Below are 21,320 nucleotides of genomic sequence, written 5' to 3'. Positions count from 1 at the left end.
CGGTACAGTTGTCCGGACGCACCGCCCACTCCCATTCGATTTCTGACTTAAAGGACTGATTCCCCGTGACTGCGTACGCATCAGCGACCAAGCGCTTCGAGCGCCCCGTCGCCATGCTCGGTCACCGACCGGGATACCAGTGGACGAGCTTGTCGAATCTGGCCCCAGCCAGTGACAAATGCATCCTGGCGACGAATCCGAAGCGACTTCTGCTGAGCTAGCCACCGCTGACCAGCAGCCGCTCCGGATCTCCGGAGCGGCTTTTTTGTTGCTCCACAGACGATCGCGACCGCGCGACCGTCTATTGATGCTGCTGCCCTGGTAGCTCAACGGACAGAGTGCCGGTTTACGAAACCGGAAATGCGGGTTCGATTCCCGCCGAGGGCACCGGAAATCCATGCACAGCCGAGAAAGGAGGTGACCGGCATGACCGCAACACTGACAGCGAGGGAAAAGTCGATCCAGGAGGTCCCGGATCCGCGGGACAGCCCGCGACGAGCGTGCCGCGACCACCCGGACCCGGAGATTTTCGATCCGATTTCCCCAGCCGAGTACGCGCGGGCCGTCGAGGTCTGTGCTGGGTGTCCGCTCGCGGACTCCTGCGGGCAGTGGGCCTTCCGCCACCGCGAGTGGGGGGGGTGTGGGGCGGCCGGCTTTTCGAAGCCGGCCAGCCGGTACCCGCCAAACGGGGATTAAGCGGTCTACGAAAGCCCGCCGCCTGAGGAAAAAGAAGGTCGGCGCCGGACAAAGAGAGCACCGGCGCCGACGCCGCCTCCCAAGGTCTACTTGAGAAAGGAGGAACGCCGTGCAAACCACCCTCGTACTCAACGCCACCTACGAACCGCTGACCGTCGTACCCATCCGGCGCGCGATCGTCCTGGTGTTGGCCCAGAAGGCGGAAATCGTGGAATGCGGCGACACCGAGCTGCGCAGCGCACGGCGTTCGTACCAAATCCCGCGAGTGGTACGACTGATCCGGTACGTCCGGGTGCCGTACAGACATTCCGCACCGTTCTCCCGACGTGCCGTGCTCCAACGCGACCGTTTCCGTTGCGCGTATTGCGGCGAGAAGGCAAACACCATCGACCACGTGGTGCCGCGGTCCCGCGGCGGCCAGGACGGGTTCGAAAACTGCGTGGCCGCCTGCGGATCCTGCAACACCCGCAAGGGAAACCAGCTGCTCTCCGAGCTCGGCTGGCGGCTTCGTACGGTGCCAGTGGCGCCTCGGGTCACCGGCTGGTTGGTGATCGGGGTGGCAGCGCCGGACCCGCTCTGGGAGCCCTACCTGGGCACTCGCGGGTTAGAACAACCTCACCGCGGTCCGCACTCTCCGGGCCGCGGCGAGGTGTTTTTTCCAGCCCAGCCGGCGGTTGCTGACCGTTGCTATGGTGAACGGTTCGACCGCGTAACACGCTGACCACGGAATGTTGTCAGTGAGTTTGCCCCTCCGTTAGGGTCACCTGGACATTCGGACGTCACGACCGCCGGCCAGCGGCCATCCGCTCGCCGGGGCATGGGGGCAAGCATGACCAAACCATTCGACCAGGTGCTCTATGACGTGCACGGCAACTACCGGGCCCGGAAAATCGAATACACCCCGCCGGAACAGTGGGTGGACGACTCACTCACCTGGCCGCTACTGCAGTTCCACCTGATCCGGATCCTGCCGCTCTTCCTCTGCGCGACAGCATTCTTTTTCCTCGGCATCCTGCTGTCCGTGCTCTCCGCGATCGGCGGCCTCTTCACTTCCGGCAGTGGCACGTACGCGATCAGCACGCCTTCGCCATTCGGCGGACTCTCGGTGTTGTGCTTCATCCTGGCCGTTCTGCTCTATATCGCCTCGATAGTCACACTGTTCCTGCCTTACCGCGAGCCCATGGCGGAGTATTCGCTGCTCATTGAGGGCCGCGGCGGCGCGGCGCGCTCGTCGTACTGGTGGATCTGGAGCGCTTCCCGGCAGCGGCAAACCCCGTATCAGGTGCGGCCGGCCAAGCTCGCCGGGCAGTATTTCCTGACTATCAAACACGGGCGCGACCAGGTGGTGATGGTCGTACGGGAAGTGGGCGCCGACCTTTTCGTCGGCTGGAACATGTGGCGATCGCGCTCTACCGTGGTGGTGATCGGACACTATTTCCGCGACATGTTCGCGAACTTCGGGCCGGGCGCATCTTTTCGTTCCTCGCTGCGAAACTCGCACACCCGGGCGCTGCGGGAGACCGGCCACAGCCTGCTCCGGGAAGGGGTTCAGGCCGCGATCTACGGCATCAGCCCAGGCAGCGACACCCTGGATCGGGGATCTCGCCGGAATTCCGGACGTCGAGCAAATGCTCGGCGCCGCGTCCGGTCCCGCGCTGAGCAGCGCCCAGGTTCCGCAAAGCCAGGTTCCGCAAAACCAGGGCCAGCAAGCGCAGAACCCGCCAGCCGGATATCCGCAGCAGGGCGGCGGCGCCGGCCAGGTCCCGCCGGGCTATTCGCCGCCGGCACCCGGCTCCACCCAGCAGCTGCCCACCCCACCCGGCCAGCAGGGTCAACAGGGTTGGCCGCCACAAAACCCGTCCTGAGTAGTGGCCGCGGAAATCGTCGCCCGGGTCGGCGACCGGGTACGGGCGTGGGGCGGAGTGAGGCTGGTCGCCGCCACCGATCTGAGCCGCCGAGCCGAATATGCCCGTGTCCCACCCGAGCAGCGGTGGGATCGGGTGCGCGCCGAGCAGGCGTCCTTTGTGGACAGTCTGGCCGCCGCCAGCGCTGGCTCGGTCGTCGCGATGCGGTGGTCGGGTAACGGCCGCGGTGAGATCGAAGCGTGCCTGCTCGGTCGGGTCGACGCCACTTCCGAAGGCGAGGCGACGACCCGGCTGGCGCAGCTCACCACCCGCCTCACCCAAGTGCCGGATCACTGCGTCACCGCCGAAATCCCCGACGCCGCGGCGCTGCACCAAACCCTGGCGCCTTTCCCACCAGACCCGCGCGGCATCGCGGTCATCCAGAAGTGCGTCCTCACCGCGAAACCCGAGCGACCGGACGCCGGCGTGCACACGTACGTGGCGATCCAGCCTTTCGCCCGTACGCCCGGGCGATGGGAGGGAATGCTGGAAACACTGCGCCGGCATCCGCACCCGCTCGTCCTTTCGGTGCTGCTCCAGCCCACCACGGCACCGCCGGCGCTGCGCCGGACGCTGGAAAGCGAGAGCACCCGGTTCGGCCGGTTGGTGGAGACCTTCCAGGTCCCCGGCGATCTCGGCGGCCAGATCCGCTACCCACCCGATGGCGCCGCGCGTACGTACGAGCCGATCTTCCTGGACGCCCTTCGTCGGTACGCCGGCACCGTTTTTCGTTTCGACGTCACGCTGGTGTCGCCGGCGCCCTTCGACGACGGGCTCGCCGAGGCGGTCGCGAGCGCGCTGCTGCCGTCCGATCGCGATCTTCGCACCGCGCCCAGCGGTTTCCGGATCGGCCGACCCACCGACCACGGCCGGTCAGCGGCCGCTTTCGCCGAACTACAGCCAATCGACACGCCCGATCCAGTCCTTCTCCAAGCGCTGCGGGAAGATCGGCAGCCGGACGGGGTCGCCGGCGGTCGCGACGGCCTGGTCGCGCTGCGAGTGCTGGTGGATCGTACGGAGGCAGCGACACTTTTCCAGCTGCCAGCGGCCGTGGAGGGGGCGCTTCCCGGTTTTCGGGTGGTGGCACCGCGCGATGGCGTACGCCGGACCGATCCCGTCGAAGGGCCGTCGGTGTTGCTCGGGTTCCAGGACGAGCGCAACGCCGTCCGGCTCGCCGTCCGCGACCTTCCTCGCACGGCTTCATCGCTGGAATTCCGGGCTCTGGCAAGACAAACACGGCTCTGCACCTGTGTACGCAACTCCAGGAGCAGCGGCTGCCCTTCGCGGTGATTCAACCGGTCGGCGCGGCGCTGGACGACTACCGCTGGCTGGCCAGCCTGCCGGCCTTCGACAACCTCGTCATTTTCACGGTCGGAGACGAGGCAGTGGCGCCGCTGCGGCTCAATCCCTTCCAGGTCCCCGACGGCATGTCGGTGGTGGCACACATTTCGAACCTGCTGGCCTGTTTCGAAGCCGCTTTCGATCTATGGGACCCGCTCCCGTTCCTCTATCGCCGGGCGCTGATCACCGCGTACGGCCGGCTCGGTTTCCAGGCCGACCAGCGCGGATCGGGAGAGCTGCTGGGCCGCTGGCCGGTGCTGACCGACTTCATCGCGGCGCTGGCCGACGTCACGAAAATGCTCGGATACGCCGGCGAGCTGGCGGCGAACCTGGACGCGTCCGGCCGGCTGCGGGCGGAGTCGCTGGCCGAGGGCGCCTGCGGCTCCACCCTGGACTGCGCCCAGTCGTTCGACATCGGTGAGCTGATGCGCCGGCCCACGGTCTTCGAGCTGGCCGCGGTCGGCGAGAACGCCAAAGAACAGTCTCTTCTGATTTTGCTGCTGATCAACGTGATGCGCGGTCACGTCCGGTTCGCTCGCCAGCCACAAGAAGATCCTCCGCATGTCGTGCTGCTGGAAGAGGCACACCGCGTTTTTCCCCGTACGACAGGAACAACCAACGACCTTCGGTCCGCGGCCGCCGAGCGAATCGCCCAGGGGCTCGCCGAAGACCGCAAATACCGGCAAAGTTATGTGCTGCTCGATCAGCAGGTCGGCCGGGTCGCTGCGGACGCGTACAAAATCACCAACCTGAAGGTGCTCCATCGTACGGTCGCGCAGGACGACCGCCGGCTGCTCGGCGCGACGATGTCGTTGCACCCCGACCAGGTCACCGCTGCCGCCTCACTGCGGCCGTTCGAAGCGTTGGTGTCCCACACAATCTCGAGCAGGCCGTGACGATCCGGGTTCCGGACGTACGGGCCGAGCATGCCGCCGCCCTTGGCCGGCCCGAAGCGCCGCTCGCCGATGACGACGAAATCCGCCGCAGGCACCGCGAATTCACCGCCAGCTCGGCCGATCTCACCGCCGCACTGACCAAAACCGTCGAGAATGACCCGACCCGGCACCGCTGCCATTGGTGTCCGGTCTGCAAACCGCGGGTGTCTGCGGACCCCGCCGGCGCGAGAGCACTTTTCACCGGCGGCTCGCTCGTACGCCACCTCGTCGACTACGCGGGCCTGCCGCCGCACAGCCTGGTCCACGACGCCGACGTCACCGACTACCAGCTCTGCACGTTCGTCCACGCCTTTTGTTTGGCCTACCCACCACAAAACTGGACACCGACCGGAAGGGCGTACGCACAGCGCTGGGTGTCGACAGTCCGGCACGCCCTGGAATCGGACACCTTCGAAAACCTTCGAAGTCACCACTTCATTCGACGGCAGCGCGAACGGCGTTCCCCACCCCTAGGTCGCGAAGGTAACGGTGCTGAACCGTTTCGTTACGTTCGCGAGTTTAGTGGCTGGCGCGGAGGCTGTTGACGCGTACCGGCTGCATGAGGGCGGGGTCGGGCTCGCGGTGGTCGTCGCTGGCGCGTTCCCACTCGGTTTTGGACACGATCCACACGACGTGGTCGCCGACCGACAAGGTGGTGTCCAACGCCCCATCTGGTACGTCCGCCAGCGCGACGACACCGGTCGTACACACCCAGCCATCCCACGAGCCGGAGTCGTCGGTCCACGAAACTTCCGTGCCGGGCGTGTAATCGTCCTGTTGGGAGCCGGTGGGATGCACGTCCCCGCCGGTGGATGTCGCCGAGAAAACGTCGGCCACCTCGTCCAGGATGCTGCTGTCGTCCAAAGTCTCGGTGGGGCGTACCCGCTGGGCGTTGGATTTTCGGATGTCCACATGGCTCGGGACGTAGTCCTTGCCGCCGTCGGTCCGGTGCTGCAGGCCACGGGCGCGGTGGATGATCGTCGCGATCTGGCCGGTGGTGTAGACGGAATCGCCGTAATAAAGCCGATCCACCAGCAAATGCGGGTCGAGCAGAGTCAGCTCGACCACCCCGTTCGCGGATTTCGGGGAGGTGGAGATCGGAATGATTCCCGGGTATTCGGCCGGAAAGGTGGCGCCGACCATCGACGCGACCGGGGTGACTTCCACCCGCAGCGCCTCGGAAATCGCGAAAGCTGTGGAGGCGATGTCGTACAGCAGCTTGTCGATGCTCCGCCCCTCGACAGACACCCGGCTGCGAGCGTGCACGTTGACCCGTACGCGACCGAGGGCGTCGACGGCGAAAACGGTGTAGACGCCGGTAGGGCCGACCACCAGCGCGTCAACCGGCAGCACCGCGCCGAAAGTCGGCCGGCGCCTGCAGGTTGTACAGCAGCTGCATGTCCTTGCTGACCCCGCGCAGCTGTTCGAAGGTCTCCCGCTGCGCGTCCGAGGCATCGTCCAGGACACGGTTCTGATACGCCTGGCCGCGCATCTTGTCGACGATCTGCAGCAGCGCGCCGGACCGCCAGTAAAGGTAACCGGCGATGGCCACGCAGCCGATCACGAGGGCGTAGTTGGGGGCCAGGCTGGTGCCTATTCCGACCGCCACGAAGTTGATCAACCAGCAGGTCAGAATGGTGAGCCAGGGCCGCCGGGCACGCATCAGCACGGCCACTAACCAGACCACGATGCCGGTGATGATGATCGAAGCGGTGCCGCCGGTGAAATGCGCCAGCAGACCAGTGCCGCTCAGCCGTACGGACGCGAGCAGTGAGACGGCCGGCGCGGTTGACACCCCACCAGAGGATCGCGAAGCCGGTGGCGAGGCCGCTGCGGTGCACCGAGCCGGCCACGAACGCGGCCCCCAGCCCTACCGCGATGAGCATCGCGGTAGCCAACGCCTGGCGGTTGTTGAGCAGCGCGAGACCGGTCAGCGCACCGACGCCGACCAGGGCGATCGAATACGCCCGGCGGTAGTTCTTACGCGGGGTCGGGGTGGCCCGCTTGATGTCGGCCGACGCTGGCTCCAGCGCCGCCCGGACCAGCCAGCGGCCCAGGTCAGCGGCATTGGCCCGGGTCGGCAGCCGGCCGCCCAGCCACTGCCTCATCCGCGACGCCTTCATCCCCAGCCGGCTTTCACCATCGCTCTAACAGAACGGAAGCACCCTCGTCCATCGGACCGGAAAGATCCATCATTCCCTCTCCCCCCTCGGCCCCCGCTAGGCGGCAGTCGGTGTAAACCGCGCCGCACCCGCGTATTCGGAACTGTCGAGCACGTGGCTGCTGATCCGTACGGTCAAGCCCACATCGGGAGCTTCGACCATCTTCCCATTGCCGATATAGACCCCGACATGGTGCATGAATCCGGGCGTATCACCCGCGCTGTGGAAGAACACCAGGTCGCCTGGCTGCTCCTGGCCGCGCGGCGCGGACCTTCTGCCCCACGTTGTACTGCAGTGTCGCCCGATGCTCAAGAGTCACGCCCACCTGGGCCCACGCATAGAGGGCCAGGCCGCTGCAGTCGAAGCCCACCACCCCGTGGCCACTGCCGTCGCCGGCGGTGGGGCCGTGCGCGTCGCCGCCGGCCCAGATGTACGGCGTACCGATCCAGCGCTGCGCCGCCGCGGCGACCTTGTTGCCGATATCGCTGCCGCCGGCCGGCCCGTTGACGTTGTCCACACCGATGCACGATGTGTCGAGGCCGCCACCACCCTGGCCGGAGATCGGCGCCACTCCAATGGCGGCCAGTACGAGGTTGACCGCCGCCTGCTCCCATTTGGCGTAGTAGTCCGGGAAGGCGCTCCTCTGGACCGTCTGGGCCGCCACCGTGAGCGGCAGGCTCTGCCACCCCGGCACCTTCTCCAGGGCCCGGTAGAACAGCCCGGACGCACCGGCCGGGTCCATTCGTTCGGACAGCGGCCCCCAGCTGTCCCGCTGCTGGAAGAGGCCGCGGGAGTCCGGGCCAGCGGCGTCGCCCTGGTCGGTGTTGTGCAGGCTGGATTCCTGGATCGCGGTCGCCACCGCGATCACCCAGCCGCGCGGCGGGACGCTCATGCCCTTGCCGACGCCGACGATCGTCTTGACGTTGTCCATCTGGTCTTTGGTCGGTGTCAGGGTGTTCTGCCGGCCGGACGGCGGGCTCGGCATCAGCTGCGGCAGCCACTGCGCGTTGCTTTGCCCGGCCGGCTCCGAGTCAGCGGGCGGTGCCGGCGTACTCACGTCGGACACGTCGGCGGCCTGGGTGCCGGTGCCGATCCACGGCACCGGGTCGACCGCCTTGCCGCCGGTCAGCCGGCCGCCCACCCACACCTCGAAGTGCAGGTGCGGTCCGGTGGCCTGGCCGTTCGAGCCGACGTTGGCGATGTGCTGGCCGGCGGTCACCACGTCACCGATCTTGACCAGCAGGCCGTCGGCGTACATGTGCCCGTACACGGTGGAGATCTTCTGGCCGTTGATCTGGTGGTCGAGGACGATCCACTCACCGAAGCCGGTGGCCGGGCCGGACTTGACGACCGTGCCGGCGGCGGCCGCGTATATCGGGGTGCCCAGCGGCGCCGCGAAGTCCTGGCCGAGGTGGCCTTCCTGCTGGCCGGTAATCGGGTTGGTACGCGGTCCGAAGGGGCTGGTCTTGGTGCCGGCGCCCTTCAGCGGATCCAGCAGCTTGCCGTTGGGCGCGCTCACGATCGGCAGTCCTCCGACCCCGTCGGGGCCGCCACACATCGCGTACGTGCTGATGCTGGAGTAGAGCGACGAACCGGTGAGAGTGGTGAACAGGGTGATGCCCATCAGCATCGAGACGAACGCGACGCTGGCTGCGATGATGATGCCCATACGGGACACGGTCAGTCCTCCCGGGGGGCGGCGCGGTCCGATGGGGGTCGGCGGTCATGGTGGCGATGACCAGCGGTCTTGCCACGTCCCGCAGCTCGATGTCCCAGGACACCGTCTGCTCGGTGTCCGCGCGGGTGGAGCCGTCGATCGCGACCAGCGTTCGTTGTACGGTCACCCGCCACAGCTGGGCAGGGCCGTCCGGGGCGATGCCGGACCAGACGTGGACGGCCGCGGTCACCCTCGGGTTGGTGGCTTTCACACCCTGGTCGGACGTGAACTTGTAGTACTGCTGGATCAGATCGCTGGCATCACTGGCGAAAGCTGGCACCGCGATCGGGCTCCAGGAGGCGACCCAGTCCGCCGACGACGTGCTGCTTAGCGGTGCGTAGACCGAGAACCGGGCCGCGAACACCCGGGCCGTCGTCTCCATCAGGCTGCCGCCGGCCAGTCCCGGGGTGGCCTCGGGCGCCACGTCCCCGACGCTGTCGGTGGTGGGCAGCCCCAGCGAGGCCTCGATCTGCCCTGGCGAGGACAACCCGGTCGGCGCCGGGCCGGGGGTGCCGGTCGGGCTGGGCGTGAGCGAGGCCGGCGCCGGCGGGATGACCGGCACGGACGCGGCCTGGGTGGGCGTGTCACCGGAGCGGATCACGCCGAAATAGACCACCACCACGACCAGCACCAACACGACGGCGAGAGCGCCGCCGAAAATGAGTCCTCGTTTCCCGGCCGGCACGCTCATCTACGGTCCCGCATCGGGACCCCTTGGGACGGCACCCGCTCCGGAGCCGGGGCGCCCGCTGGTGGCGGGGTGGCCGGCTGGTGCGGCGGCGGGACGTAGACCACGTTGGACGTACGCTGCGACCCCGCGCTGACGCCCCGGCTGCTGGCCGCCGCACTGTCCAGCGCACCGGCCGCCCGGTCCGCCTTGGCGGCCAGCCGGTCGATGCTGGAAGCGGCGCCGCTGTCCGCCGGCGCTGGCTGCGGCCGCTGCGGCACCGGCTGGCTAGGCACCGGGATCTCGCCGTGCGTGGTCTTGGTGTCGTCGGCGCCGGCCCGCAGCACCCCCCCGGGCAGGAAGTTGCCGATCGAGCGGATCCGGTCGCCGGTCTGGCTGCCACCACCGCCGCCGGCGCCCGCGCCGGCCGCACCGGCGGCCGCGCCGACACCGCCCATGCCGGCAGTCGCCGCGGTCTTCGCGATGGCCTCGACCTGGTCGCCCTTCTGGGCGATGTTCTCCACCTTGCTCAGGTAACCGCTGAGCAACCGCTGACTGCCCTCGCCGTGTTCGTAGAAACTTCGACTGCCGGAGAAGTTGAAGGTGAACGCCTCGGCGAAACGTTTCCTATACAGCAGGCCAAAAGCAGCGACCAGCGTGATGAAGAGAATCTTGATCGTCCACGGCACGCCGTTGGCGTTCAGCAGTGCCTGGTAAAGCCCGATGACCAGGCCGGCGAACAGGCCAAGCACGATCCGTTTGGCGAACGAGCCGAGCAACAGCTCCGCCCATCTGAGGAACACCCGCATGCCAAACCCTGGGATCAGGCCGAAAAGCGCGGCCGGCAACGCCAGCATCGCGAACATGATGCTGGAGATTTCCACAGCAGATAACTCACCGAGATCGCCAGGATGATAATGCCGACCATGATGCTGGCGAAAAGCGCGAGCAGCGCGATGAGGAACCGGCCACCTGCCTGCCCGCCGCTGTAATACTGCCAATAACCGGCATCTTTGTTAGCGGTGATGTCGGAGTAGCTGATGACGTTCAGTCTTTCCAGCGAATTCACCCCGAAGACGGACGTCAGCATCGAGTCGCGGTCGTCCTTCTTGTCCTTGAAGCTGCTCAGGTTCGTACCTGATCCCCCGCCTGAGGTGTAGAGGGTCGGATCTTTCTTGTTGTTGTTGATGTCCGGGTACGAGTAAGCCTGCTGGTGCAAAATGCGGCCACCAACGGTCTCGTCGTACGTGCCAAGCTCACCGATCACCCAAGGACTGAAGACAGTCGCTCGGTAGAGGGCGTCGGCCGCGCAGCCGACCGCACTCACCCGGGTGGAGTCGGTAGCGGTGGTCGTACCAGCCCAGTTTCTCGGGTCGCTGCTGACACAGTCCGGGCTGGAAAACGCCGAGATCATCGTCGACGAGATGGTCACCGTCTGGTCGTTGACCCAGTTCAGCATTCCGGAGAAGTTCGCGCCCACCGAAATGAAGGTCGCGAGGCCGGCCACCAAAACCATCTGGATGAACTTGCCCCAGAACGTGGAGGCCGGCAGCTTTCCGAACAGGAAACGCCACAACATCACAATGGCCGCAATCAGCACCGCGACCGCGAAAAGGCTCGAGTAAATGGTGGCGTGGGTCTGCGCGATCACCTGGTCCAGCAGCGAGGGAGCACCGCCATTGCTGGCCAGGAAATACCGCAGGATGTCGCCGGTAAAGGTGACCTGGAAGACGTTGATCGTGACGACACTGATGATCTTCGCGAACTGGAACACCTGGTTCGACACGTTGTTGAAGATCTGCCCGACGAAGTCCGTGCAGTCCAGTTGGTAGGTCGTCCAGTACGTGCCAGCCGCCCCGTACTGGCCCCAGATCGATCCCTTCAGGTCGCCTGCCGCACCAGCCGCCGTTGGTGAGCCCGCCGCCGCGGCGGCCTGGGCCGCCTGACTCACCAGCGGCGTGCCAGCACTCACCCCGCTGAGCGAGATCAGCGACATGACGCCCTGATCGGCCCGTTCTGGCACGAACGGCGTGCGGTTGCAGGTGGTGTTGGCGGGGTTGATGCCGGGCAGCGCGGCGGCCGGCTGCGCGCCGGAGATGCCGATGCCAACCATCACCATCGCGATCATCAACAGGCCGGTCGCGCGCCGGCCCAGCCGGGCCAGCGAGCGGCGGTTGCGGTGCACGAGACCGAGCGGGCCGCGGCTCGCGGACCGGCGGCTGGACCGGGCGACGCTGTCCAGGAACGCCCGGTCGGCGCCGGCGAGCCGGCCGACCCGGATGCCGGTGACGGGCGTCGTCGCTGGTGCAGCGTGGGCTGCCGCCATGAAGGTGCTCCTCAGTCCGCTGGGGAAACTACTGACCGAGCGGAGGTCCGCCGACATAGCGGGCGCCCGCGAGGTTGGATGAGGTCGCCGTTGACCCGTCTTCGTACTGCTGTGCCGCCGGCCCATCGTGCGGCCCGGTGTCCGGTTTGGTCAATGAGGGAGCGCCGCTTGGTACGGCTGACTCATCGGGCTTGATCGTCACCGGCGCGCCGGTCTCGGCCTCGATCCGGGCGCGCAGCGCCTCCGCCTCGGCCTCGGTGTCGACCACGCCCAGCACCCGGCCGGTCACGTCGGTGACGATCCGGCGGGCCGAGGACTGCACCCGGCCGGTGCCGTCGTCCGGCGTGGAGTCGAAGGCCACCGTGACCTCCGGCAAATACGACATGTCGATCCGCATGGTGCCGACGTGGCCGCGAATGTCCCGCATGATGCACTCGGAGTTGCGGCCGGTCGGCAAGGTGGCGACCGCCTGCCGGTGCTCCGGGTTGTCGGAGATCCGCAGCAGTTCCAGATCCGCGGTGATCTCCTCCGCGTCCTCGGACCGGAACACGAACATCGTGGTCAGACAGTTGCGTACGTCCTCGGCCAGCAGGTCCTTCGCGTTCTGGCTGACCAGTGCGAGCGCGGTGTTGCGGGACCGGCCGAGCCGGGACACCTCGGCGATCAGCTGCGCGCCCTGGGTGGTCTGGGTCAGCGCCCACGCCTCGTCGATCACCAACGCCTTCGGGCCGGTGAACAGCGGGTCCACGATCAGCGTCCTGGTGTAGTGGGTGACCAGGTAGAGCAGCGTCACCGACAGTCGTTGCGCGTACGTGTAGCGGTCCTGCGGGGTCGACGCGGACGGCAGCGAAAGCCCGGCGAGGGTGATGATGGTGAGCCGGTCGCGGGCGATCTTCACATCCGAGCGTGCACTGGAGAAGCACAGGTTTCCCAGCGGCAGCTCGGAAATCACCTCCAGCAGGTTGCCGGCGCTCTTGGCCACCGAGATCATCTGATCGGTGTACGCCGAGCGGCTGTCGTTCATGGTCTCAACGCCGCCCTTGAGCAGCAGCTCGACGACGACCTTGCGCAGGTTCGGGTACGGCAGGACGGCCACCTGCCGGATTGCCGAGACGATCGCGTTTTCCCGCTCGGCGGTCATTTCCCCACCCAGCAGCAGCCGCATCGTCTCCATCGCCAGCAGGGTGCCCTCCTCGCGCGACTCGGCCAGCGAGAACGGGTCCAGCAGGCCGGCCATCCGGCTGCCCAGCTCGAGGATTCGCACGTCGCCGAGACCACCCAAAGTGGCCAGTCCCTTGGCGTCGCCCTTGGGGTCCAGCAAAACGGTGGTGATGCCGCGTGAAGCTGTCTGATACGCGATGGTGAGGGTGGTGAAGGTCTTGCCGCCACCGGGCGCGCCGACGATCGCGATGCCCGGCGGTTTGTTGTTGCGTGGCGCGAAAAGCGGGTCGAAATGCACGATCTCCTGGCTGCGCCCGGTGGTCCGCCCGATGTACGGCCCCTCGCCGTCGCCGAGGCTGTTGGACGCGGTGAACAGGCCCGCCGCGATCGCCTCCAGCTCCTGCACCTGCCGGTACGCCCTTACCCGCAGCCGGGTCTTGTCGCCGGGGAACTGCTCGGTGAACAGCCGGAGCTGGTCGTTCGGCGTCCACGCCACGTCGATGCCGATGTTCCGGTAGTGCTCGATCAGCACCTCGCACCGCCGGGTCAGCTCGTCCGGATCCTCCGCCGAGACCATCAGCCGGCCGGCGCCGTACACGATGTATTTGCGTTGCCGCTCCACGTCAACGTCCAGCTGGCGGCCGTCCGCGAAGGCGTCCTGCACGCCGGTCGGCACCTCGGCGCCGGCCTCCTGGATGTGCCGGCGCTGGCCAGCCACCTTCTGAATCTGCTTCTCGACGTCCTTTTTTTCGCCTTGCGCGGCGGGTGAATCTCCCAGCGGGCCGAGAACTCCACCGGGAAACCCAGCGACGGGTCCTCCGCGTGGTGGATCCACGGGTTGCCGTCCCAGGTGTCCATTTCCCTGGGAATGCGGGAAACGCAGAGGGTCGCCACGTACGAGTCGAAGAACCGCTGGGGCGTGGTGGTGTTCGAATTCTGCGCGTGCGCCTCGTGCTGCTTGACGAAATCCCAGTTCGGCTGGGTGATTTTCAGATAGTACGGGCTTTCCGCGTTGTCGATGAAACCCTCGGCCAGGTGCTGCACCTCGCCGCGACCCCAGGGTTTGGCGCTCTTGTGGGAAACCGAGGGCGCCGGCATCGCCGGATGCATCTGGTGCTGGAAAAGCCACGCCACCTCGGCCGCTGTCGCTGGCACCGCGCCAAAAGCGCTGCCGGCGAGCACTCGGTGGATGGGCCGGGCCGAGCCCTGCCAGCGGTCGATCTCCTTCTGGTCGACCACGTCGTCCTCGCCCACCAACAGCTCGGCACTGAACGACACGAACTTGGACAGCGAGGTGAGCAGCGAGCGGATCATCCCGGTGGTCTCGGTGACCCGGGTGCCCAGCCTTACCCCCAGATAGACCTCTTTGCGCAGGAACTGCTCGCTCCACAGGTGCTGCTGCTGCTGGGCCACCAGCAGGTTGCGCCAGCCCGGCGAGCCGATGGTCGTCCGGTTGTCCAGCCGCTCCGCCCAGTCGGCGATGTTGTATTCGCGAAAGACCGTCTTCAGGTGAATCTGGCAGTCCTGCAGACCAGCCATCCCGTGCGCGTAGCTGGAAATCAGCCGGTCCCACTCGTCCGCCGTACGGAACTCCACGGAAACCGTGGGAAGCCGAAGATAGGTCCAGGCCTCGGTGTCGGTCAGCAGGATCTGGTCGTCGAAATACCGGACCGCGAGCCGCTCCGGCAGAGTCGGGATGTTCCGGGCCGCGTTTGTACGCTCCCAGCGCCGCACGCCGACGTACAGAAAGGCGCCGATGAGGATGATCAGCAGCAGATAAGCGGTCATCTCGGGTCACCGTCCAACTGGTTGTCCGGGACCCACCGGGAGGCCGTCAGCAGCACCCGACGGCTCGGCGGAGCACCGGTCAGCGCGGCCAGCCGGCGGCGCGGCTCGGACTGGCGCACCAGCCACGAGGACAGCCACTCCTCAGAGGTTTTCTCGTGCGCGATCGGCCGGTCCGCGTACAGCAGCACGATCACCGGCGGCACCGCGATGATCATCGTCGCGAACCCGAGGTTGCCGACCCAGTTCGGTACGCCCAGGAGCAGGCAGAGCGGCACCCAGACCACCGCGGCGGCCAGCCCGGCGAGCACCTGCGGGATGGAGATGCCGTTCTTGACCGGCAGCCGGATGTCGTCGAACGCGTAGATACGCACGCGCATGTTCCACGCGTGGGTGAACGTCCGGACGATCATGGCGCTCCCTCTCCCCTGGTCAGCCGAGCTAGCTCAAAATGCCGTTGAGAATGCCGCCGAGCGCCCCGAGGATCGTGTCGCCGAACTTGATCAGCGCGAACACACACGCCCCCAGGAAAACGAACCCGATGAAGCCGGCCAGCGACCGGTTCTCCCCGAACAGGTATTTCAGTCCGACGAGACCGATCAGGATCCCGGCGATGGGTGCGACGAAGTTCTGCAGGTTCTGCGCAATGCTGTTCCCGGACGGCGCGGCCAGCGGCGCGCTCGCGTGCACGCTGGTGACGACCTGAACCGCGGTGTCGAGCAGTGACATGGACTTTCATCTTCCTTTCGCGGCTGTTCAGCAAAACCAGGCGCATGGTGATCGGCCCTCAGCGGGCCGGTCCGGACGGCTTGGCGGACGGTTGCCCGCCGGCCGGCGGGGAGTTGGACGGGCTGCCGGCGTGCGCTCCCGCGCTCGGCGACTGGCCGGTGGCTGGCACCTGGTTGCCGGACGGGTTCGGCGCGACCCCGCCCTGCTGCGGCGCGATGTCCGAGCTCGGCGCGCCGCCGGCGAGGCTGAGCACGCCCCACCGGTCAACCTTGATCAGGGTCACCTGATACGACTGCGCGAGCACGCCACCGGACGGGGTCTGCCACGACACGTTGACGGTGGCCACCCGCTGGTTCGGATCGGCGCCCTTGGTCGCCGTCGGCACGATCACCCGGTCCACCGACACGAGTTTGACGCTGCCCGCGAGGCCGGTCACGGTCGACCCGGTCGAGAGCGTGAGCGGGAGGTCCGAGCTGGAGGCGCCGTACGCCCGGAAGAAAGAGTTCAGCACCGGCGACAGCTGCGCCTCCAGGGTGCCGTCCTCGTCGGTCACGTTCGGGACGGTCACCGGCGCGGCCGCTGGGCAGGCCACATAGGCCGTGTACGACGTGATCGCGAGCGTCTGGCCGCGGTTCGGCGAGAAGACCCCGACCTGCATGCACGTCCAGCCGCCGGGGCTCAGATACGCGGTGAGCTGGACGACCGCGTGCTGGTCGTCGGACGCCGACACCCCGGCCGGGATCGGGCTGCCGATCACCTGCTGGACGCCCTTGCCGTCCCAGCCCAACTGCAGGTTGGTGGTGCTGGGGAAGAAAGGTTGCAAAGCGGTCGAGCGGTTCTGCGGGTTGTTCTCGTCCCAGGAGAAATACGCCTGGGCGAACCGGGGGCGCGTACGCCGAGGCCGCCTGGGTCGGGAAGTTCGAGCCGGCCGGGGCGGTGGGCGGGTCGTACAACGCCTTGCCGGCCAGCCGATAGACGCCGTTCAGCGCGATCACCGCCAGCACGACGACGATCAGGGTCTTCACCGCGAACTGCATCCAGCGACCGCCGGCCAGCGGGCTGGAGCGGCGCTTGCGGGCCGCACCGGTGGGCACCACGGTGCCGCCCTGGACCTGGAAGCCGGGGTCGTTGGGGTCGACCGGCGGAGGCTGGGCGGCGCTCTGGCGGCCCTTCTTCTGCCTTGGCTGCCTCGGTTGCTTCGGCTGCTTGGCTTGCTTGGCCTTGCGGCCCTTCGGCTTGCCGGCCGGGACCTCCGGCTGGCCGCTCGCCGCCGCGGCGGCACATACACCCCGGGCTGGGCCGGCTGGTACGTCCCGGGAGACGGGATCTGCTGCGGCGGGGCGTACGCCGGCGGCGGCGCGGCCAGTGGTGCCGCGCTGACGGGCTGTGGCGCCCACGCGGACGGCGCCGTGCCTGGCCGGGCCGCCGGTGGCCGTACCGTCGCGGCCGGCTGGGGCATGCTGGGCATCCCCGAGGTAGGCATCCCCGAGCTGGGCATTCCGGAGGCAGGAATGCCGATGGTGGGAGGCGCCGAGCCGAGCGGAACCGAGCCCGGCGGGGCTGAGCTGGGGGCTGGCGGCACCGGGGTGGCCCGGCCGACCGGCGCGTTGGGGCCCCGGCCGGGGCCAACCGCGGGCTGCGTGCCGGTCGGACCCGGCGCCGGCGACCACCCGTTGGGCGGGCCGGAGGCGGGCGTACGGAACGACGGAGGCGCGCTCGCCGGCGCGTTGACCGGGCCACCGGACACTGGGATTCCGGACGCAGGGATTCCGGACGCTGGACGCCCCGGCTGGGGCTGGCCCGGCTGGGGTTGGGCGGACGCGGGCACGCTGTATGTCGGCTCGCTATACGTCGGGGTGCTGTACGTCGGCCCGGCGGGCAGCTGCGTCGTACCAGCCTGACCTGGCTGCGGAACAGCCGCCTGACCAGCGGCCGGCGGTGCTGACGCCGGCCGACGACCCGACTGCGGACCACCCGGCCGCGGACCAGCAGGCAGCGGACCACCAGGCTGCGCGGGACCAGAGACCGGAGCTCCGGACAGCGGGACAGCGGACTGTCCAGTGGCCGGCCGGCTGGACTGCGGCGGGACCGCCGCGGAACCCGTCTTGGGCTGCGCCGGAGTCGTACCAGCGGCACCGGCCGTACCAGTGGCGCCGGCCTGCTTGCCGCGACCGGGCGCCCGGAACACCGGGCCCCTGCTCACGTATTGAGTGACCTCGTTCGGATCCTCGACCGCTTCTGGCGGCTGCCCCGACCCAGGGGTCGTCGACGGGCCGGACGACTGGCTGCCCGGGTGTGCGGGCGCGCCGTCGCGACCGCGCACGCCGTCGTTAGTCATCGAGTGAACTCCCTGTCCCGCCTCTCGGTGCTCCGCCTACCTCCGGCGGGGCTGCTACCTACCATCATTCCTGCTCTCGTACCCGCGCCGCGCAACGCATCCACAGGCAGCGTCATCACGCCGCGTAAACATGTCGGCACGGTCCATGGTCGCAGATATCGGGCCGAGATCAGAGCCGGTTGGGCGAACTATCACCCTCTGTCCCGTCTGTGGATACACGCGGGACGGAACGGCCCTGGCCAGCGGGGTCCGGGGCCGCCGGCGGACCGCCGGCACTCGGCGGCAACGACGAGGCGGCCGATACCGAGGGTGACGAAATCGGTTGATTCGGATACAGCTGGCCCTGTGGATAACCGGGTTGGGGAGGGCACGAAGGAGTCGTCTGCGGTTGGGCGGCGGGGGCATAGGGGTCGACCGGGGGTGCCGGTGGCTGCGCCGCGAAGGTGCCGGGCTGGTCCGGTTGATACTGCCAGGGGTCGACGGTGGGCTCCACGCCGGCCGTGCCCCGCTCAGCTGGTTCGGTGACCGGCGACAGCGGGTTGCTGATGGGCTGGCCATCGTACGAGAACGGAGTTGCCTCGCCGGCCTGCGCCACCATCTCGTCCCGCAAGTCCATGATCGCCTGCGCCCTTACCCGGATCTGCTCCCGCAACGAGACCGAGCGCTGCACGTCGCCCTCGCGCTCAGCGGCCAGCGCCTCGCCGGCCGCGTCGATCGACGACTCGTCGGTCCGCGCGTACGAACCGGTGAGCACCTGGCTGGCCCGCTCGGCCTCGAAGAGTTGGCCGGCCAGCCGGTCGATGTCCACGCAGGCGATCGACATCTCCTTGAGCACCGGCTCCAGGTTGACCGGCACCTCCACGCTCATCGGCGGGTGCTCGGACAGCCGGCGGTCCAGCAGCAGCAGCCCGGCCGACAGCACGAAGCAGACCAGCGGCACCAGCCAGGCCGTCCAGCCGGCGGTGTTGCGTACGGTCGCCACGCACGAGGCGACCAACGTCAACACGCCAGCCGCGCCGAAGATCAGCACCAGCCAGCTGACCAGCCGGCGGATCCAGCTGCTGTTGCTCCCGCTCCGGGTCCTCGCTCACCTTGCTGACGAACACACCATCGGCGTCTCCCGGCGACCGCCGACGCAGCAGTCGCCGCAGCGGCCCCCACCCGAGCCGTTCGATGCCACTGATGTCACCCCGTTCCACCGCTGGCCGGCTGCCGCGAGCCGGCGTCCGGTTCACGATAGATTGCCACCCGGACCGGCTCTGGCCAACCTCCCACTACCCGCCGCTGAGGAGCCCGTTGGAAACGCCCTGGTGTGCCGGTGGATGACGATGCCGAACGTACGACCGCGACCGTGCTGTCAGCGGTGGCCGTCTGGCGACGCGCGGCCGCCGGAGCTCGGCCCGTACGACACGTGGAGCTGCGGCTGCTGGTCGAGGACCCCCATGACGCTGCTGTCCCGGACCACGAGGTCTCGCTGACGCTGGTCGACCCGGCCGCGTACCGCCGTGGCCAGCGGATCCCGGTCGTCGTGGACCGGCGTACCGGCCAGGTGTCGCTGCCGGCCTTACAGCGTTCCTCTCTCGACGTCGGCCTCACCCTGAAGGTGCTGGTCGGCGTGGCCGTCCTGGTCGCCGTCGTCGGCGCTGTCACCTTCTTCATCCTCCAGGCCCGCCAGCCCGTCGTCGTACCGCCCGTCCCCACCCCCGTCCGGCACCGCCGCCCCATCGCCGCGCTCCTCCTAAGCCGTCGTGCCCGCCTGATGTCCGCATGCCCCGTGGGGGGCCTGGCGGCGAGTGCGGGACTTTAACCCACACTCGACGTCGAGCGCAGAACAAAGTCCCGCACTCGACGAAAATCCAGCCCGGAGGGTTGTGCCGCGGTAGACGTGGACAGGGCCATGAGACGTCCGCAACGCCCCGCTCCTTGCGGCTGGCGCAAGGAACGGGGCGTTGCGGGGTAAAGAACCTCAGACGGTCTGGAGCATCTCGGCTCGTACGGGCTGGATCAGCGACGGGCTGACGGCCCGGTTTTCCGCGATGGCGCGGTCGGTCCCATTCGGTACGGGCCACCACCCAGACGACCCGGTCGCCGGGGTTGAGGCCGGTGTCGACGGCACCGTTCGGGACGTGCGAGAGGCGTACCACACCGGTCGCACATACCCAACCGGACCACGCGCCGCTGTCGTCGAACCACATGACCTCGACACCGGGACCGAGGATCAGCTCGGCACTATCCCGGCTCGTCGGGGCGCTCACCGGCCGCTCGACCGGCGCCGGCGCCGGCGCCTCGATCCGCTCGGCCACCTGATACGGCTTCCACGCCTGCTGGTTCGCCATCGACTCGCTGCCGGCGGCCCGGCCCCAGACCTGGTCATCCCAGGTCGGGCCGGTCCGCACCGGCTCGACCGGGGCGGCGGCCATCGGTGGCGGCTGGACCCGCGGGAAGTCCGTACGGACCGGCATCTGTCGCTGCAGCGCCTGCGCCACCCTGCGGCGGGTGACCTGTGGGCTGACCTGCGACCGCGGCGCCACCGGGACCGGCGCGGACCTCGGCACCGGCCGTGCCGGCGGGGCGTCCAACGGCACGGTCGGGAGTCGATCTGGTGCGACCGGAAGGCGATGCGCCGGGGCCTGCTCGGTCGGATAGAGCACCGAACGGGCCCGCCGGACGATCATGTCCAGCTGGGTCGGGGTGTAGATGGTCTCGCCGTAGCAGATGCGGTCGACCAGCAGCGCGACGGCTCCAACATCACCACGTCGACCGGGCCGTCGAGCTCGCGCGGCGACACGGTGGCCGGTACGACGCCCGGATACTGCGGCGGGAAGGTCGCACCGGGCAGGGCGACCAGCGGGAGCACTCTCACGCGGAGGGCGTCGGAGACCGCGTACGCGCTGACGGCCGCGTCCAGCAGCAGGTCGTCCATGCTGCGGTTCTCCACCGCGACCCGGCGGGTGGCCGAGACGTTCAGCTGCAGGCGACCGATCGCGTCGGCGACCATCACGCCGTAGACGCCGGTCTGGGCCACCACGTACGCGTCGAACTGCAGGCGGGCGCCGCGAGTCCCGCGGCACCGACATCTGGTGCAGCACGGTGGCCTTGCGCGGCGCGTCCGCCAGCCGGTCGATGATCTCGCGCTGCTCACCGGTGGACTGCTCGTACAGCCGGGACACCCGGGACCGCTCGCGCACCCCTGGTGACGTAAGCGCCGACAGCGCCGGTGCGCCAACACAGGTACGTGGCAATCATGGTCCATCCGATCAGCACAGTGACGCCGGGCGCGAGCAGCGCCAGCGGGCCGGCCGCGGACGCGTTGATAGCCCAGCACACCATGATGCTGAGCCAGGAGCTGCGGGAGGGCAGGAGGACGGCCAGCAACCAGACCAGGACGCCGGTGAAGAGGATGGACCCGGCGGACTGGCTGAGCTGGATCACCGGATCGGCGGCCGGGCCGTGCAGGCCAGCCACCGCGCCACCACGGGAGCGGTCAACGCCACCACAGATGCGGTTGCGGTGCCGTCCGACACTGTCCGGCGCAGGAGCCGCTCACCCAACACAGACC

The 21,320-nt window shown here is 68.5% G+C and carries 24 protein-coding genes and 1 tRNA gene; 9 read left to right on the top strand and 16 right to left on the bottom strand.

Translation table 11 applies throughout. The features are described from left to right. Positions 1 to 315: 315 nt before the first annotated feature. The 6 genes from GNX96_RS44770 (at position 316) to GNX96_RS44745 (ending at position 5,421) form a co-directional block, all read left to right on the top strand. Positions 316 to 387 (top strand) — tRNA-Arg (locus GNX96_RS44770). 39 nt (positions 388 to 426) lie between these two features. Next, positions 427 to 696, top strand: a complete 270-nt coding sequence (locus GNX96_RS44765; RefSeq protein ID WP_163573517.1) for a WhiB family transcriptional regulator — start codon at positions 427 to 429, stop codon at positions 694 to 696. 109 nt (positions 697 to 805) lie between these two features. Further along, positions 806 to 1,417 (top strand): HNH endonuclease, encoded by a 612-nt coding sequence (locus tag GNX96_RS44760; RefSeq protein WP_163573516.1) that lies wholly within the window; start codon positions 806 to 808, stop codon positions 1,415 to 1,417. Positions 1,418 to 2,618: 1,201 nt separating this feature from the next. After that, a complete protein-coding gene (locus tag GNX96_RS44755; RefSeq protein WP_163573515.1) occupies positions 2,619 to 3,890 on the top strand; it encodes a hypothetical protein in 1,272 nt (423 codons plus the stop codon). Then, positions 3,887 to 4,837, top strand: a complete 951-nt coding sequence (locus tag GNX96_RS44750) for an ATP-binding protein (RefSeq protein WP_163573514.1) — start codon at positions 3,887 to 3,889, stop codon at positions 4,835 to 4,837. The genes GNX96_RS44755 and GNX96_RS44750 overlap by 4 nt, the downstream gene beginning before the upstream one ends. Beyond that, positions 4,834 to 5,421: a hypothetical protein gene (locus GNX96_RS44745; RefSeq protein WP_163573513.1), complete on the top strand. Its 588-nt coding sequence runs from the start codon at positions 4,834 to 4,836 to the stop codon at positions 5,419 to 5,421. The genes GNX96_RS44750 and GNX96_RS44745 overlap by 4 nt, the downstream gene beginning before the upstream one ends. Here the strand turns inward: GNX96_RS44745 and GNX96_RS44740 are convergent. Both GNX96_RS44740 and GNX96_RS44735 read right to left on the bottom strand, forming a co-directional pair. Beyond that, positions 5,396 to 6,229 carry a hypothetical protein gene (locus tag GNX96_RS44740; RefSeq protein WP_163573512.1) on the bottom strand — a complete coding sequence of 278 codons (834 nt, stop codon included), beginning with the start codon at positions 6,227 to 6,229 and terminating at the stop codon, positions 5,396 to 5,398. The two genes, GNX96_RS44745 and GNX96_RS44740, sit on opposite strands and share 26 nt — an antisense overlap. Continuing rightward, positions 6,216 to 6,671: a hypothetical protein gene (locus GNX96_RS44735; protein WP_163573511.1), complete on the bottom strand. Its 456-nt coding sequence runs from the start codon at positions 6,669 to 6,671 to the stop codon at positions 6,216 to 6,218. Before GNX96_RS44735 ends, GNX96_RS44740 begins: the two co-directional genes overlap by 14 nt. Positions 6,672 to 6,694: 23 nt before the next feature. Between GNX96_RS44735 and GNX96_RS44730 the strand changes: the two genes are divergently transcribed. Continuing rightward, positions 6,695 to 6,853 carry a hypothetical protein gene (locus GNX96_RS44730; protein WP_163573510.1) on the top strand — a complete coding sequence of 53 codons (159 nt, stop codon included), beginning with the start codon at positions 6,695 to 6,697 and terminating at the stop codon, positions 6,851 to 6,853. 242 nt (positions 6,854 to 7,095) lie between these two features. On the opposite strand, the gene GNX96_RS66635 is transcribed toward GNX96_RS44730, so the two are convergent. The 10 genes from GNX96_RS66635 to GNX96_RS44685 are packed head-to-tail and all read right to left on the bottom strand — an operon-like array spanning position 7,096 to position 16,246. Then, positions 7,096 to 7,272: an NlpC/P60 family protein gene (locus tag GNX96_RS66635; RefSeq protein ID WP_390624321.1), complete on the bottom strand. Its 177-nt coding sequence runs from the start codon at positions 7,270 to 7,272 to the stop codon at positions 7,096 to 7,098. After that, positions 7,250 to 8,413, bottom strand: a complete 1,164-nt coding sequence (locus GNX96_RS44715; RefSeq protein WP_390624322.1) for a peptidoglycan DD-metalloendopeptidase family protein — start codon at positions 8,411 to 8,413, stop codon at positions 7,250 to 7,252. Before GNX96_RS44715 ends, GNX96_RS66635 begins: the two co-directional genes overlap by 23 nt. After that, positions 8,355 to 9,446: a hypothetical protein gene (locus tag GNX96_RS66630; protein WP_390624320.1), complete on the bottom strand. Its 1,092-nt coding sequence runs from the start codon at positions 9,444 to 9,446 to the stop codon at positions 8,355 to 8,357. Before GNX96_RS66630 ends, GNX96_RS44715 begins: the two co-directional genes overlap by 59 nt. Beyond that, positions 9,443 to 10,306, bottom strand: coding sequence for a hypothetical protein (locus tag GNX96_RS44710; protein WP_163573506.1), 864 nt, complete (start codon positions 10,304 to 10,306; stop codon positions 9,443 to 9,445). Before GNX96_RS44710 ends, GNX96_RS66630 begins: the two co-directional genes overlap by 4 nt. Beyond that, positions 10,246 to 11,748: a hypothetical protein gene (locus GNX96_RS44705; protein WP_163573505.1), complete on the bottom strand. Its 1,503-nt coding sequence runs from the start codon at positions 11,746 to 11,748 to the stop codon at positions 10,246 to 10,248. Before GNX96_RS44705 ends, GNX96_RS44710 begins: the two co-directional genes overlap by 61 nt. 28 nt (positions 11,749 to 11,776) lie before the next feature. Next, entirely contained in the window at positions 11,777 to 13,486 is a 1,710-nt protein-coding gene (locus tag GNX96_RS44700; protein ID WP_279583191.1) for an ATP-binding protein, read from the bottom strand. Further along, positions 13,486 to 14,697, bottom strand: coding sequence for a hypothetical protein (locus GNX96_RS60100; protein ID WP_279583188.1), 1,212 nt, complete (start codon positions 14,695 to 14,697; stop codon positions 13,486 to 13,488). Before GNX96_RS60100 ends, GNX96_RS44700 begins: the two co-directional genes overlap by 1 nt. Beyond that, positions 14,694 to 15,107, bottom strand: coding sequence for a hypothetical protein (locus GNX96_RS44695; protein ID WP_163573503.1), 414 nt, complete (start codon positions 15,105 to 15,107; stop codon positions 14,694 to 14,696). The genes GNX96_RS60100 and GNX96_RS44695 overlap by 4 nt, the downstream gene beginning before the upstream one ends. A gap of 28 nt (positions 15,108 to 15,135) precedes the next feature. After that, positions 15,136 to 15,423, bottom strand: coding sequence for a hypothetical protein (locus GNX96_RS44690; RefSeq protein ID WP_163573502.1), 288 nt, complete (start codon positions 15,421 to 15,423; stop codon positions 15,136 to 15,138). Positions 15,424 to 15,481: 58 nt separating this feature from the next. Continuing rightward, complete coding sequence (locus GNX96_RS44685; RefSeq protein ID WP_279583187.1) at positions 15,482 to 16,246, bottom strand: conjugal transfer protein; 765 nt, start codon at positions 16,244 to 16,246, stop codon at positions 15,482 to 15,484. On the opposite strand from GNX96_RS44685, the gene GNX96_RS60095 reads away from it, so the two are divergent. Then, positions 16,224 to 17,324 (top strand): hypothetical protein, encoded by a 1,101-nt coding sequence (locus GNX96_RS60095; protein ID WP_279583186.1) that lies wholly within the window; start codon positions 16,224 to 16,226, stop codon positions 17,322 to 17,324. The genes GNX96_RS44685 and GNX96_RS60095 overlap by 23 nt on opposite strands. Before the next feature lie 606 nt (positions 17,325 to 17,930). On the opposite strand, the gene GNX96_RS44680 is transcribed toward GNX96_RS60095, so the two are convergent. After that, positions 17,931 to 18,791, bottom strand: a complete 861-nt coding sequence (locus tag GNX96_RS44680; RefSeq protein WP_163573501.1) for a hypothetical protein — start codon at positions 18,789 to 18,791, stop codon at positions 17,931 to 17,933. 288 nt (positions 18,792 to 19,079) lie between these two features. Here GNX96_RS44680 and GNX96_RS44675 point away from each other — a divergent pair, with 288 nt between their 5' ends. Then, positions 19,080 to 19,568, top strand: coding sequence for a hypothetical protein (locus GNX96_RS44675; RefSeq protein WP_163573500.1), 489 nt, complete (start codon positions 19,080 to 19,082; stop codon positions 19,566 to 19,568). A 159-nt stretch (positions 19,569 to 19,727) separates the two neighbouring features. Here GNX96_RS44675 and GNX96_RS44670 read toward each other — a convergent pair whose 3' ends face one another. The 3 genes from GNX96_RS44670 to GNX96_RS44660 form a co-directional block, all read right to left on the bottom strand. Then, positions 19,728 to 19,877, bottom strand: a complete 150-nt coding sequence (locus tag GNX96_RS44670) for a hypothetical protein (protein ID WP_163573499.1) — start codon at positions 19,875 to 19,877, stop codon at positions 19,728 to 19,730. A 555-nt stretch (positions 19,878 to 20,432) separates the two neighbouring features. Next, entirely contained in the window at positions 20,433 to 20,903 is a 471-nt protein-coding gene (locus GNX96_RS44665) for a hypothetical protein (RefSeq protein WP_163573498.1), read from the bottom strand. Then, positions 20,900 to 21,226 (bottom strand): hypothetical protein, encoded by a 327-nt coding sequence (locus GNX96_RS44660; protein WP_163573497.1) that lies wholly within the window; start codon positions 21,224 to 21,226, stop codon positions 20,900 to 20,902. The genes GNX96_RS44665 and GNX96_RS44660 overlap by 4 nt, the downstream gene beginning before the upstream one ends. Between the last annotated feature and the right edge of the window lie 94 nt (positions 21,227 to 21,320).

Origin of the sequence: Fodinicola feengrottensis (assembly GCF_010993775.1) — a bacterium.
In the GTDB taxonomy this organism is placed as follows: domain Bacteria; phylum Actinomycetota; class Actinomycetes; order Mycobacteriales; family HKI-0501; genus Fodinicola; species Fodinicola feengrottensis.
The sequence above is the reverse complement of the archived record's forward strand: the minus strand, read 5'-3'. Positions and strand labels throughout refer to the sequence as shown.